The following is a 13362-nucleotide window of genomic DNA, read 5'->3' on the forward strand; positions in this document are numbered from 1 at the left end:
GCCCCGGCCACATGCTCCTGCGTCAATTTTAACGTCATTTGGCGATCATGCAGTCAAGACTTTTTCCAGCAAGAAAATGTCGGCGACGAGCCACATGTCGTTTCTGGTCTTGATCTCTTTGGGTGTTCCGTCTGCATTCTGACCGGGCATATCTGGATTGACGATCGCCGTATAATCCAGCCCTTTTTGCTGACAAATTCTGGCATAGCAGGCATTGATGCAACTCGCCTGGAACAGTTCGATAACCCTGGTTTTGACGCCCGGTTGGCAATAGACAAGATTTGCCAAACCCGCGCCATGCGGGACAACAATCTAGGATTTTAATTTACTAAATTAGACGAAAAAATTCCCTCTATGCGATTATATTTTGATATGCAATTTATAAATCAGGGTGCAATCAGGGGTATATCACATGGCGACTTTAACGGGCGATTCTGGAAATAATACTTTAAACGGAACAACAGCGGCAGATACAATTTCGGGCCTAGCTGGCGACGACATATTAAACGGTAGCGATGGTAACGATACGCTAGATGGTGGCGAGGGTGCCGATACACTGAACGGTGGTCTTGGTACTGACACCTTGGTAGGTGGCGAGGGTGCCGACACGCTGACCGGCAGTGATGGCGATGACACCTTCGTAGGTGGCGCGGGTGCCGATAAGCTGAGCGGTGGCGCTGGCACCGACACGGCAAGCTATGCCAGTTCGTCAGCCGCTATCCAAATCAATCTCATCACCGGCACGAATACGGGCGGTGAGGCAGCAGGTGATACGCTGACCGGCATCGACAAGATTATCGGCTCAGACTTCAACGACACATTTACCGCATCAAGCACCATCACCCTGGCAGGCGGCAAAGGGGATGACACCTATGTCGTGGACAGCACCAGCGTCACCATTACTGAAGTAGCAGATGAGGGCAGCGATACTGTCCGTGCATCAATGGATTACACACTCTCGAACAATTTAGAGAATCTCGTATACACCGGCTCCAATAACTTCACCGGCACCGGAAGCGCGCTGAACAACACGATCACCGGTGGTGCTGGCAACGATACGCTGATCGGCAAGGCTGGCGCCGATATCCTGAACGGCGGTGACGGTTCCGACACGGCAAGCTATGCCGGAAGTGCGGCGATCAATGTTAACCTCAAGACCAATGTAGCGACCGGCGGCGAAGCGGCTGGCGATACATTCACCAGCATCGAGAACCTGACAGGCACCAGCAGTGCCGACACGCTGACGGGGGATGACAACAACAACGTTCTCAACGGTGGCGATGGCAATGACACGCTGGCAGGCGGCAAAGGCGCCGATACGCTGAACGGTGGGAATGGTGCTGACACCTTGGAAGGTGGCGAGGGTGCCGATACGCTGATCGGTGGCGATGGCACTGACACCTTGGTAGGCGGCGAAGGTGCCGATAAGCTGGACGGTGGTCTTGGTACTGACACCTTGGTAGGTGGTGAGGGTGCCGACACGCTGACCGGCAGTGATGGCGATGACACCTTCGTAGGTGGCGAGGGTGCCGATACGCTAAGCGGTGGCGCTGGCACTGACACGGCAAGCTACGCCAGTTCGTCAGCCGCTATCAAAATCAATCTCGTCACCGGCACGAATACGGGCGGTGAGGCAGCAGATGATGCGCTGACCGGCATCGACAAGATCATCGGCTCTGACTTCAACGACACATTTACCTCGGATTCCGACATTACCTTTGCAGGCGGCAAAGGGGACGATACCTATGTCGTGGGCAGAAGCAGCGTCATCGTCTCCGAAGGCACAGGTGGGGGCAGTGACACGATCCGGACCTCGATAGATTACACGCTGTCGGACTATGTCGAAACGCTGGAATACATAGGAGCTGGCTACTTTACCGGCACCGGCAACACGCAGGATAACACGATCACCGGTGGTGCTGGCAACGATACGCTGATCGGCAAGGCTGGCGCCGATATCCTGAACGGCGGTGACGGTTCCGACACGGCAAGCTATGCCGGAAGTGCGGCGATCAATGTTAACCTCAAGACCAATGTAGCGACCGGCGGCGAAGCGGCTGGCGATACATTCACCAGCATCGAGAACCTGACAGGCACCAGCAGTGCCGACACGCTGACGGGGGATGACAACAACAACGTTCTCAACGGTGGCGATGGCAATGACACGCTGGCAGGCGGCAAAGGCGCCGATACGCTGAACGGTGGGAATGGTGCTGACACCTTGGAAGGTGGCGAGGGTGCCGACACGCTGACCGGCAGTGATGGCACTGACACCTTGGTAGGCGGCGAAGGTGCCGATAAGCTGGACGGTGGTCTTGGTACTGACACCTTGGTAGGTGGTGAGGGTGCCGACACGCTGACCGGCAGTGATGGCGATGACACCTTCGTAGGTGGCGAGGGTGCCGATACGCTAAGCGGTGGCGCTGGCACTGACACGGCAAGCTACGCCAGTTCGTCAGCCGCTATCAAAATCAATCTCGTCACCGGCACGAATACGGGCGGTGAGGCAGCAGATGATGCGCTGACCGGCATCGACAAGATCATCGGCTCTGACTTCAACGACACATTTACCTCGGATTCCGACATTACCTTTGCAGGCGGCAAAGGGGACGATACCTATGTCGTGGGCAGAAGCAGCGTCATCGTCTCCGAAGGCACAGGTGGGGGCAGTGACACGATCCGGACCTCGATAGATTACACGCTGTCGGACTATGTCGAAACGCTGGAATACATAGGAGCTGGCTACTTTACCGGCACCGGCAACACGCAGGATAACACGATCACCGGTGGTGCTGGCAACGATACGCTGATCGGCAAGGCTGGCGCCGATATCCTGAACGGCGGTGACGGTTCCGACACGGCAAGCTATGCCGGAAGTGCGGCGATCAATGTTAACCTCAAGACCAATGTAGCGACCGGCGGCGAAGCGGCTGGCGATACATTCACCAGCATCGAGAACCTGACAGGCACCAGCAGTGCCGACACGCTGACGGGGGATGACAACAACAACGTTCTCAACGGTGGCGATGGCAATGACACGCTGGCAGGCGGCAAAGGCGCCGATACGCTGAACGGTGGGAATGGTGCTGACACCTTGGAAGGTGGCGAGGGTGCCGACACGCTGACCGGCAGTGATGGCGATGACACCTTGGTAGGCGGCGAAGGTGCCGATAAGCTGGACGGTGGTCTTGGTACTGACACCTTGGTAGGTGGTGAGGGTGCCGACACGCTGACCGGCAGTGATGGTGATGACACCTTCGTAGGTGGCGAGGGTGCCGATACGCTGAGCGGTGGCGCTGGCACTGACACGGCAAGCTACGCCAGTTCGTCAGCCGCTATCAAAATCAATCTCGTCACCGGCACGAATACGGGCGGTGAGGCAGCAGATGATGCGCTGACCGGCATCGACAAGATCATCGGCTCTGACTTCAACGACACATTTACCGCAAACTCAACAATAACCTTTGCAGGTGGGAAAGGTGACGACACCTATGTTGTCAGCCAAGTTGCCACAACAACGGTTCTGGTCGAAGAGGCAAATGCTGGCACGGATACGGTTGAAACAACCTTGACCAGCTACACGCTGAAAACCAACTTTGAAAACCTCACCCACACCGACTCGACCAATTTTCTCGGTTACGGCAATAGTGCCGACAATGTCATCGTCAGTCAGGGCGGCGTCGATAAGCTCTATGGCTATGCCGGCAACGATACGATCCGTGGCGGCAGCGGTGGCGACACCATTGATGGTGGTGACGGAAGCGACACGGCAAGCTACAGCGACTCGACCGCAGCGGTGACCATTAATCTCCTCACGAAAACGATCTCCGGCGGTTACGCCGCAGACGATGTGTTGACCAGCATCGAAAACGTTGAAGGATCGGCCTATGCCGATACGCTGACGGGAGACACCGGCGCTAACGTGCTATCGGGCGGTGCTGGCGATGACGTGCTGGATGGCAGCACCGGCAATGACGGGCTCTACGGCGGTGAAGGCAGCGATGTGTTCGTGTTCAACACCAGCTATGGCAATGATGTCGTTTTCGACTTCCAGGCCTCGTCGGACACAATCGATCTGACCGGCATGGGATTTGCCACCGTCAGCGACGCCGCCGCCTATGCCAGCGAGATCGAGGACGGCGTGCTGTTCAACTTCGGCAACGGCGATACGCTGACAGTGCATGGCCTGAGCTATGCAAGCCTGACATCCAGCGACACATTGATGTAAAGCGCGAAATGCCGTCGAGATCCCTGTCTCGGCGGCATTTTCTTACTTCAATTTCGCCTTCAGGCCCTCATCGGGAAAGCAGGTCGGTTTCAGCCCGTTTTTCGCCTGCCAGTCGCCCAGCGACCGTCGGGTCTTGAAGCCTGCGAGACCATCGGCCTTGCCGACATCATAGCCCTTTTTCACTAGCGTCTGCTGCATGGACTGCACATCGGAACGCAGCATGTGCCCGACATCGCCCCATGGCGCGGAAAAGCTGCCTGAACCATAGGCGATCCGGTCGGCGAGATTGCCAATGAACAGGGCGTACAGGTCGGAATTGTTATATTCCTTCAACACATAGAAATTCGGTGTCACCAGAAATTCCGGGCCATGGGTTCCGGCGGGGACCAGCATCATGGTCGCAGCGGAAAGTTCCTGTTTCGGAAAGGCTTTCCCGCCAATGCGGCTGATGCCGGTTGCCGCCCAGGCCGACATCGGCTTTGCCAGATCCGGCCCTTCCTGGGCGCAGGAGACGCCGGACGGTATCGTGACTTCGAACCCCCAGTCGCGGCCGCGCTGCCAGCCTTTTTGCACCAGGAAATTGGCCATGGACGCCAGGCTGTCCGGCACTGAGGTCCAGATATTGCGATGGCCGTCCCCGTCAAAATCCACCGCATATTGCAGAAAGCTCGAGGGCATGAATTGCGGCTGGCCCAGCGCTCCCGCGCTTGAACTCAGCATGGCGTCGGCAGCAATATCCTTGCCGTCGATAATATGCAGCGCATCAATCAGCTCGCGAGTGAAAAGCTCTTGCCGTGTGGACATGAAGGCGCTGGTGGCCAGAACATCAACCGCTTCATAGGGAAGCTTGGCCCGGCCATAGCCGGTTTCCCGACCCCAAAGCGCCAGAAGAATCGGACCGGGAACGCCATATTTGGCCTCGATTTTCTTCAATGTCGAGGCGTATTGATCAGCCAGCGCCCTGCCGCTCGCGGCCAGCGCCTGCATGCGGGCCTCACGGAAATACGGCCCGGGAGAGGAAAATTCCGCCTGGCTCTGCGGACGCTGCTTCGGTCGCGGGAAGCCTGGGGGCGCCAGATCGGGAAGCGACCAGTCGAGCTTCACCGTCTTCATCACCGAGGTAAAGGTTGCCTGCGAAATGCCAGCCTGTTTGGCTTGCGGCCAGAGGTCCCGGCTGATCCAGGACTGGAACTGGCTTTCCACCTGCGCTTTCGATGGTGCTGCCATCGCAGATTTGATCGCCAGAAAGCATAAGGCTGCTGCAAGCGCAGCCATCAGGGGGCGGCGAAAATGGGGCATGTCGTCTCCCGGTCAGAAATTATCGGTCAGATGTCTATTATCAGCATCGATCTATATCAGCGTGCGGGCACGAAGCGCCGCCGAGAGCGTACCCTCGTCCAGATAGTCCAGTTCGCCGCCGACAGGCACGCCATGGGCAAGCCGGGTGGTTTTCACCCCTAGCCCGGCCAGGTGATCGGTAATGTAATGGGCCGTGGTCTGGCCTTCCACCGTGGCATTAACGGCGATGATGATTTCCCGCACGCCGCCTTTTGCCACCCGGTCGATCAGGCCCTTGATGTTGAGATCGTCAGGCCCGACGCCATCGAGCGGCGACAGCGTGCCGCCCAGCACATGATAGGCGACATTCATCGCGCCTGCCCGTTCCAACGCCCAGAGATCGGAGACATCCTCCACAACGATGATCATCGACTGGTCGCGCCGCTCGTCGGTACAGACAGTGCAGGGATCGATGGTATCGACATTGCCGCAACAGGAGCAGATCTTCACCTTCGCGTGTGCCTCGCCGATAGCCAGCGCCAACGGCCCCATCAATTGCTCGCGCTTCTTGATCAGATGCAGCGCCGCCCTTCGGGCCGAGCGGGGGCCGAGCCCCGGCACTTTCGCCAGGAGCTGGATCAGTTTTTCGATTTCGGGACCAGTGACTCGCTTTGCCATGGCGCGTTCTTAGCCCATATCTATCGGAAACGGAATCGCCGAAGGAGAACAGCCTCATGAAAATCCTCGCGGTCTGCCTTGGTCAACCACAAACCTTGCCCGGTAAAAGTTACAGGACAGGGATTTTCAAATCGGCACGATCAGGTCCGGTGATGGTAGACGAGCAAGGTCTCGTCGGCGATGCGGTGCTGAATCGCAAATATCATGGCGGGCCGGACCAGGCGATTTATCTGGAGGGTGCACTGACCTTACAATGGTGGGAGGCGCACCTGAACCGGCAAATCACACCCGGCCTGTTTGGCGAAAATCTGGTCATTGATGGTCTCGACAACCGCGAGCTTGCCGTCGGCGACCGGCTTTCCATCGGTGACATATTACTGGAAGTGACCGCGCCGCGCATTCCCTGCGCCACATTCTCGGCCAGTATGGAGGATTCCGGCTTTGCGAAACGCTATACGAGAGCCGCGCAACCCGGCGCCTATTGCCGGGTGCTGCAAGGCGGCGTGGTAGAAGCGGGGATGATTGCCGAGTGGACAGCGAGCGAAGGCGACAGGTTGATGCTGGCGCAGATGATCGGCAAATCCTTCAAATCTCTCGATCCATACCAAAAGGCCCACTATCTCACTTTTCCCATCGCGGCGCGGATCAGGGCTGAGATTACCGCGACACTTTAACTCGATGTCATGGTTTTGCTTTCCTTAGTCAAAACGGGCCTCAGTCAAAAATCAGGGATGGCCTTGACGAATGGCAAAGGGGAACAAAAATTTACCGTGAGACTTCTAACGGCAGCACGATCCTGCCTGAATTATACGATTAGGCTCGATCACAGCATTTATCCATGAAGGAGAAACTCATGTCATCGCTCGCTCAATCATCGCTCGCAAAGCTGTCTGCGGTGGCGCTTGTCGCCGCTCTTGCCGTGCCGCTGGCGGCCACGAGCGCCAATGCAGCCGTGCAGGTCGGCATGCTCACCTGCGAAATGAGCCCCGGCATCAGTGCGGTCGTCGGTTCCAGCCGCGACCTGACCTGCGAATTCAAGCCGACGACATCGGCACCGGTCGAATATTACCAAGGCACCCTCAGTAAGATCGGCATCGACCTGGGCTATGTGCAGGGCGGCAAAATGGCGTGGGCAGTCTATGCGCCGGGTCGTCTGGTGGAAGGCGCCTTGCAAGGTAGCTATGGCGGCACCAGCGCCAATGCCGCAGTTGGTTTCGGCGGTGCTGTCAACCTGCTGATGGGCGGCTTCCAAGGCTCAGTCGCCTTGCAGCCCATCGCGCTGGAAAGCACACTCGGCGTCAATCTCGGCGCGACACTCGCCTCGCTGAAGCTCGCTTATATGCCACCAACCACGCCAAAGTCGCTGGATAATGGCCCGCCGCTGCGCCACGGCAAGCATTACAAGGGCTGATCCGCCCGTCTACGGTCTTCATCTCCCCGGCAAAACCCATGCCGGGGAGATTTTTTATAGCTATGTGATTTGATTACTTGTTGGCCATCGCTGCCATCTTTTCGGGATAGCGCCCGCCAGCCACCTTCTGCGGTGACAAGAGATCTCCCAAGGCGCTCACTTCTTCCTCACTCAGGACGATATCGACGGAACCGATATTCTTTTCCAGATTGGCAATTTTCGTTGTCCCCGGGATCGGCACGATGAAATCCCCCTGGGCCAGCACCCAGGCCAGGGCCAGCTGGGCGGCTGTCGTGTCCTTCGCCTTGGCCATGTCTTCCAGCGCATTGATCAGCGCCAGATTGGCATCGAAATTTTCCTGCTGAAAGCGTGGCAGGCCCCGGCGGAAATCGGTGTCGGAAAGGCCATCCAGGTTTTTCAATGCACCAGTCAACGTGCCGCGACCGAGTGGGCTGAAGGGGACGAAGCCGATACCCAGTTCACGGCAGGTGTCGAGCACGCCGTTTTCCTCGGGGTCACGGGTCCAGAGGGAATATTCGCTCTGAATGGCGGCGATGGGATGGACTGCATGGCCGCGACGCAAGGTCTCGTCACTGGCCTCCGACAGGCCAAGAGCGCGCACTTTGCCCTGTTTCACCAGATCGGCCATCGCCCCGACTGTTTCTTCAATCGGCACATCGGGATCGACACGGTGCTGGTAGAAAAGGTCGATGACATCAATGCCGAGCCGTTGCAACGAGGCTTCGGCCACCGCTTTTACATGCTCAGGCCGACTATCGAGTCCGACCATGGCATTTTGTGAGGATTGCGTCGGATCGATCTTGAAGCCGAACTTGGTGGCGATCACCACCTGGTCACGGTAGGGCTTCAATCCCTTGCCGACCAGAATTTCATTTTTGAACGGCCCGTAGACCTCCGCCGTATCGAAGAACGTCACACCAAGCTCTACGGCCCGCGCCAGCGTGGCAAGCGAAGCGCTTTCATCAGCCGATGGACTATAGGCATGGCTCATACCCATGCAGCCAAGGCCAATAGCCGAGACGGACAGGTCGGAGCCGAGTTTTCGGGTTTTCATAGTCTTCACCTTCTCAATCGTGTCGATAGAGCATTTCCAGGAAAAGTGGAAACCGGTTTTCCGCCCGGAAATGCGCAAAACAAAGAGCTAGAGCGTCGCTGCTATTCTATGAATTGCAGCGACGCTCTAGAAACAAAATACCGCCTTTGCCGCGAAAGATAATGGATGCAAATGCGCAGGCACTGTTCTAACAAATAGAACAATGAACAGGATTCAACTATCTCAACTGGCGGTGCTGGCAACGGTGGCCGAAACATCGAGCTTCAGGAAGGCGGCGGAAGAACTGGGCATTGCGCCTTCCGCTGTCAGCCACGCAGTGTCGGCGCTGGAGGCAAGCCTTGGCGTGCGGCTGCTGGCGCGCACCACCCGCAGCGTCGCTCCGACCGAGGAGGGGCGGCAATTGCTGCAAAAACTGGCCCCGGCACTGGCCGATATCGGCACCGCGTTGGAAACCCTGGCGGAAAACAAATCCAATCCCGCCGGACCGCTGCGGATCACCATGCCGGCGCTGGCTGCTGAAGACCTGATCGTACCGCGGCTTGGAGACTTCCTCGGCCTCTATCCGGATATCCAACTCGAACTGATCACCAATGATCAGTTCGAGGATATTGTCGAAAAGGGTTTCGATGCAGGGCTTCGGCTTGGCGAACATCTGGAAGCGGATATGGTGGCAGTCAAGGCGAGTGGCCCGATCAGCGGCACGATTATCGGCGCGCCCAGCTATTTCGAAAGGCATCCCCTGCCCCTCCACCCACATGACCTGATGGAGCATCGCTGCATTCGCCGCCGCTTTTCCAGCGGGCGGATCTATCGCTGGGAATTGGAAAAACACGGCAAGCAAATTGCCGTGGATGTGCCTGATGTTCTGACGCTGGCCGACCAGCGACTAATCCGGCTGGCGGCGCTAAAGGGTGTCGGGCTGGCCTTTGTCTTTGACCAGCGGGTAGACAAAGACATCCGCGAGGGCAGGCTGATCCGGGTGTTGGAAGACTGGTGCCCGCCCTTTGACGGCTTTTACATCTATTACCCCACCCGCCGCCAGATGCGACCGGCCCTGCGCGCCTTCGTCGATTTCTTCCGGCACCGGAGCTGAGCCGAATTCTCGCCCGCGCGAAACCCTATCGGCCCGCCATGCCTCGTTATTCTGCTCCGGCCTCGTTCAGGCTTTGCATCTGCGCCGCAGACAGTTCCAGTGTTCCAGCCCTGACCATCGCTTCAAGCTGCGACAGGCTGGTGGCCGAGGCGATGGGTGCGGTAATGCCGGGGCGAGCTGCGACCCAGGCAATGGCAACCGTCGCGGGCGTCGTGCCGGTTTCCTTTGCAACTGTATCGAGGGCGTCGAGGATACTGTGGCCCTTGTCGTTCAGATAGTTGGTGACACGGTAGGAGCGCGCCTTGCCCTCTGCATCCTCCACTTGGCGATATTTGCCGGTGAGAAAGCCTGCCGCCAGCGCGTAATAGCTGATGACGCCGATGTCTTCACGCATGCAAAGCTCTGCCAGCGCCCCCTCGAATTTCTCGCGGGTATAGAGATTATATTCCGGCTGGATCACATCATAGCGCGGCAGGCCAGCCTTGGCCGCCGCATCGAAGGATGCCTGCAATTGGACGGCATCGAAATTCGAGCAGCCAAAGGCGCGGATCTTGCCCTCATCCTTCAGCCTGGCATAGGCACCCAGCGTTTCCTCATGCGGCGTATCGGCATCAAAGGTATGGGAGAGATAGAGATCGATATAGTCGGTCTGAAGCCGCTTCAGGGAGTTTTCAACCGCCTCGACAATCCATCTGGCCGAAAGCGCGGGTTTGCCCTGGCCCATATCCATGCCGACCTTGGTGACAATCACTGCCTTGTCGCGGGCGACATGTCCCTGTTTCAGCCATTTGCCAATCACGGTTTCGGATTCGCCGCCGGAATGACCGTCTATCCAGCGCGAATACACATCCGCCGTATCGATGGCATTGTAGCCAGCATCGAAAAACGCATCGAGCAGCCTGAACGAGGTTTGCTCGTCCGCCGTCCAGCCGAACACATTGCCGCCGAACACGACCGGGGCGATTGTGAGGCCGGAGCGGCCAAGATTTCGTTTCTGCATGACAGGTCTCCATGAAAGTCCAATAGGGAAATTTCGACAAGAAAGTAACGCTTACTGCACCGATAACAACCAAGCCCTGTTCACAATCCGGGCATAGGCGTTATGTGTCGTCTACAGAAATACGATTTACGGAGGAGATAGGACATGCTGCGGTTTGGAATTTTATCGACGGCGAAAATCGGCCGTGAACTGGTCGTACCCGCCATTCAGGATGCGGAAGGGGCCGTGGTCACAGCCATTGCCAGCCGTGACCTTGCCAAGGCCCGGGCGATGGCTGACCGCTTTTCCGTACCGCATGCCTTCGGATCCTATGAAGAGATGCTGGCGTCTGACCTGATCGATGCCGTCTATATTCCCCTGCCGACCGCCCAGCATGTGGAATGGACGATAAAAGCTGCCGATGCGGGCAAGCATGTTTTGTGCGAAAAGCCGATTGCCCTGAAAGCGGCGGACATCGACAGCCTGATCGCCGCGCGCGACCGCAACAAGGTGCTGATTTCGGAAGCCTTTATGGTGACCTATGCGCCTGTCTGGCACAAGGTGCGCGCCCTTCTGGCCGATGGTGCCATCGGCAAACTGCGGCATGTCCAGGGGTCGTTCACTTACTTTAACCGCGACCCCGGCAATATGCGCAATATCCCGGAACTTGGCGGCGGCGCGCTGCCGGATATTGGCGTCTATCCAACCATCACCACCCGCTTCGTGACGGGCCTTGAGCCAGTACGAGTGCAGGCGGTGACGCAACGCGATGCTGAATTCGGCACCGACATCTATTCCAGCGTCAAGGCCGATTTCGGCAGTTTCGACATGAGCTTTTACATCGCCACCCAGATGGCCGCCCGCCAGACCATGGTGTTTCATGGGGATGAAGGGTTTATCGAGGTGAAATCACCGTTCAATGCCGACCGCTGGGGGGCGGAAGAGCTGGAACTGACCAACCGCAACCACAGCGAATCGCAGATTTTCCGCTTTCCCGACAGCCGCCAATATCGCCTGGAGGCTGAGGCGTTTGCCAAGGCGGCGCGGGGTGAGGAGAGCGATGTTGTGACGCTGGAAAACTCCCGCGCCAACCAGCGCTTCATCGATGCGATCTACCGGGCGAGCGAAAAGGATGGTTGGGAACCGGTTTGATCCAACCGATTTCAGTGCTTCAACGGCGAAACACAAACCGCGAATAGCCGAAAAAGCTGAAAGCCATCGCGGCAAGTGATGCGAAAACCAGCGCCGCGAAAGGATTGAGTGCCGGGATGACGATCAACAACCCGGCATAAAGACCGTAATTGACCAGCGCCGAGACCACCCCGACCGAGCCATAGCGAAATCCCTCGACGGCGAGGCTTCGCCGGGACGCCCCGAAGGTGAAGGCACGGTTAAGCCGCCATGTGACGAACAGGGCCGCCAGAATGGCAAGGGCGCGGGCCGGTAAAGGGCCAAGAGCGCTGTAAGACAGAAGCAGCCATAAAAGCCCGGCATCCACGGCAAAACCCGTACTGCCGACCAGAGCAAAACGGACCAGCTTCTTCATGCAGCGTCCGCAGCCGAGCGAGCCGGATCGATGGCGGGATCAGCCGCTGCCAAGGCGGGGTTTTCAGGTGCGGTAAAGGCGGGCAAGGCGATATAGGAAAGCCGCAAATGCTCGGCCCGCGCCCTCGATAGCGAGTCGAGGATCAATCCCGCGGTAAACAAGAGCTGGCTCATCAACAGCAGCGCCACCGACAGAACCCAGGTCGGCAGCCGCGAAACGAGGCCGGTGGTGAAATATTCGCCCAGAACCGGTGCCATGAAACCGAGGCTTATCGCCAGGACCAGCCCGGCCAGCGCCGAAAACGTCGCAAATGGCCGCGTCTCCTTGGACAACATCGCAAACATCCAGAGGATTTTTGCGCCGTCGCGCAGGGTTGATAGCTTGGAATGGGAGCCTTCTGGCCGGCGTCCGTAGTCCAGTTCCAGTTCCACCACCGGCAATTTCAGCCGCGAGGCATGGACGGACATTTCCGTCTCGATTTCAAAACCTGCCGACACCGCCGGAAAGGTTTTGACATAGCGGCGCGAAAAGGCACGGTAGCCGGAGAAGATATCGGTAAAGCCCGGCCCGAACAGAAAGCGGTAGAGCCCGTTAAACAGGCGATTGCCAAGCGCATGACCCTGGCGTCCGGCATCATTGTGGACATTGCGGCGCGTGGCGACCACCATGTCGGCGCGCTCTTCCATCAGCAGATGGATCAACGCATTCGCATCCTGCGGCGCATAGGTGCCATCGCCATCGGCCATCAGATAGATATCGGCGTCAACATCGGCAAACATCCGGCGCACCACATGCCCCTTGCCCTGCCTGCGTTCCTGCAACACCTCGGCACCGGCCAGCATGGCGGCCAGCGCCGTACCATCGGTGGAATTGTTGTCATAGACATAGACCCGCGCCTGCGGCAGGGCGGTGCGGAAACCGCGCACCACGGAGGCAATGGTGCTGGCCTCATTATAGCAGGGAATAAGGACCGCCACGTCCGGTACTGGTGTCTGGCCCATGAACTTACTCGATACAGATGTTCGGGCAGCCGAAACGCGGCTCCTTGAGATTTTACTATTTCTTGAGAAGGTT

Annotated in this window: 12 protein-coding genes; 5 read left to right on the plus strand and 7 right to left on the minus strand. The window is 58.1% G+C overall.

The features are described 5' to 3' along the window. Positions 1 to 45: 45 nt before the first annotated feature. Positions 46 to 288: a glycosyltransferase 61 family protein gene (locus IEI95_RS25560; RefSeq protein WP_156532501.1), complete on the minus strand. Its 243-nt coding sequence runs from the start codon at positions 286 to 288 to the stop codon at positions 46 to 48. Between the two features lie 124 nt (positions 289 to 412). Here IEI95_RS25560 and IEI95_RS25565 point away from each other — a divergent pair, with 124 nt between their 5' ends. Next, the gene (locus IEI95_RS25565; RefSeq protein WP_194417175.1) at positions 413 to 4228 is read left to right on the plus strand and encodes a beta strand repeat-containing protein; all 3816 of its coding nucleotides are present in this window, start codon (positions 413 to 415) and stop codon (positions 4226 to 4228) included. A 42-nt stretch (positions 4229 to 4270) separates the two neighbouring features. On the opposite strand, the gene IEI95_RS25570 is transcribed toward IEI95_RS25565, so the two are convergent. Beyond that, complete coding sequence (locus IEI95_RS25570; RefSeq protein ID WP_156532503.1) at positions 4271 to 5527, minus strand: lytic murein transglycosylase; 1257 nt, start codon at positions 5525 to 5527, stop codon at positions 4271 to 4273. A gap of 51 nt (positions 5528 to 5578) precedes the next feature. Further along, positions 5579 to 6184: a recombination mediator RecR gene (recR, locus tag IEI95_RS25575; protein ID WP_156532504.1), complete on the minus strand. Its 606-nt coding sequence runs from the start codon at positions 6182 to 6184 to the stop codon at positions 5579 to 5581. Between the two features lie 56 nt (positions 6185 to 6240). Here recR and IEI95_RS25580 point away from each other — a divergent pair, with 56 nt between their 5' ends. Beyond that, positions 6241 to 6858, plus strand: coding sequence for an MOSC domain-containing protein (locus tag IEI95_RS25580; protein ID WP_156532505.1), 618 nt, complete (start codon positions 6241 to 6243; stop codon positions 6856 to 6858). A 179-nt stretch (positions 6859 to 7037) separates the two neighbouring features. Next, positions 7038 to 7595 (plus strand): DUF992 domain-containing protein, encoded by a 558-nt coding sequence (locus IEI95_RS25585; protein WP_234890973.1) that lies wholly within the window; start codon positions 7038 to 7040, stop codon positions 7593 to 7595. A gap of 73 nt (positions 7596 to 7668) precedes the next feature. Here IEI95_RS25585 and IEI95_RS25590 read toward each other — a convergent pair whose 3' ends face one another. Continuing rightward, complete coding sequence (locus IEI95_RS25590) at positions 7669 to 8670, minus strand: aldo/keto reductase (RefSeq protein ID WP_156532507.1); 1002 nt, start codon at positions 8668 to 8670, stop codon at positions 7669 to 7671. A gap of 202 nt (positions 8671 to 8872) precedes the next feature. On the opposite strand from IEI95_RS25590, the gene IEI95_RS25595 reads away from it, so the two are divergent. Beyond that, the gene (locus IEI95_RS25595) at positions 8873 to 9763 is read left to right on the plus strand and encodes a LysR family transcriptional regulator (RefSeq protein WP_156532508.1); all 891 of its coding nucleotides are present in this window, start codon (positions 8873 to 8875) and stop codon (positions 9761 to 9763) included. A gap of 46 nt (positions 9764 to 9809) precedes the next feature. Here the strand turns inward: IEI95_RS25595 and IEI95_RS25600 are convergent, their stop codons facing one another. Further along, positions 9810 to 10763, minus strand: a complete 954-nt coding sequence (locus tag IEI95_RS25600) for an aldo/keto reductase (RefSeq protein ID WP_194417176.1) — start codon at positions 10761 to 10763, stop codon at positions 9810 to 9812. A gap of 144 nt (positions 10764 to 10907) precedes the next feature. Here IEI95_RS25600 and IEI95_RS25605 point away from each other — a divergent pair, with 144 nt between their 5' ends. Then, positions 10908 to 11894: a Gfo/Idh/MocA family protein gene (locus IEI95_RS25605; protein ID WP_194417177.1), complete on the plus strand. Its 987-nt coding sequence runs from the start codon at positions 10908 to 10910 to the stop codon at positions 11892 to 11894. Positions 11895 to 11913: 19 nt separating this feature from the next. Here IEI95_RS25605 and IEI95_RS25610 read toward each other — a convergent pair whose 3' ends face one another. After that, positions 11914 to 12288 carry a GtrA family protein gene (locus IEI95_RS25610; RefSeq protein ID WP_194417178.1) on the minus strand — a complete coding sequence of 125 codons (375 nt, stop codon included), beginning with the start codon at positions 12286 to 12288 and terminating at the stop codon, positions 11914 to 11916. Continuing rightward, the gene (locus IEI95_RS25615; RefSeq protein WP_156532511.1) at positions 12285 to 13289 is read right to left on the minus strand and encodes a glycosyltransferase; all 1005 of its coding nucleotides are present in this window, start codon (positions 13287 to 13289) and stop codon (positions 12285 to 12287) included. Before IEI95_RS25615 ends, IEI95_RS25610 begins: the two co-directional genes overlap by 4 nt. Positions 13290 to 13362: the final 73 nt, after the last annotated feature.

The sequence above is a fragment of the Agrobacterium vitis genome, from assembly GCF_014926405.1.
In the GTDB taxonomy this organism is placed as follows: Bacteria; Pseudomonadota; Alphaproteobacteria; order Rhizobiales; family Rhizobiaceae; genus Allorhizobium; species Allorhizobium vitis_H.

Coding starts and splice junctions, on each gene's coding strand:
- IEI95_RS25570 (WP_156532503.1), bottom strand. CDS start 5,527: ATGCCCCATTTTCGCCGCCCCCTGATGGCTGCGCTTGCAGCAGCCTTA.
- IEI95_RS25615 (WP_156532511.1), bottom strand. CDS start 13,289: ATGGGCCAGACACCAGTACCGGACGTGGCGGTCCTTATTCCCTGCTAT.
- recR (WP_156532504.1), bottom strand. CDS start 6,184: ATGGCAAAGCGAGTCACTGGTCCCGAAATCGAAAAACTGATCCAGCTC.
- IEI95_RS25580 (WP_156532505.1), top strand. CDS start 6,241: ATGAAAATCCTCGCGGTCTGCCTTGGTCAACCACAAACCTTGCCCGGT.
- IEI95_RS25565 (WP_194417175.1), top strand. CDS start 413: ATGGCGACTTTAACGGGCGATTCTGGAAATAATACTTTAAACGGAACA.
- IEI95_RS25585 (WP_234890973.1), top strand. CDS start 7,038: ATGTCATCGCTCGCTCAATCATCGCTCGCAAAGCTGTCTGCGGTGGCG.
- IEI95_RS25610 (WP_194417178.1), bottom strand. CDS start 12,288: ATGAAGAAGCTGGTCCGTTTTGCTCTGGTCGGCAGTACGGGTTTTGCC.
- IEI95_RS25595 (WP_156532508.1), top strand. CDS start 8,873: ATGAACAGGATTCAACTATCTCAACTGGCGGTGCTGGCAACGGTGGCC.
- IEI95_RS25605 (WP_194417177.1), top strand. CDS start 10,908: ATGCTGCGGTTTGGAATTTTATCGACGGCGAAAATCGGCCGTGAACTG.
- IEI95_RS25600 (WP_194417176.1), bottom strand. CDS start 10,763: ATGCAGAAACGAAATCTTGGCCGCTCCGGCCTCACAATCGCCCCGGTC.
- IEI95_RS25590 (WP_156532507.1), bottom strand. CDS start 8,670: ATGAAAACCCGAAAACTCGGCTCCGACCTGTCCGTCTCGGCTATTGGC.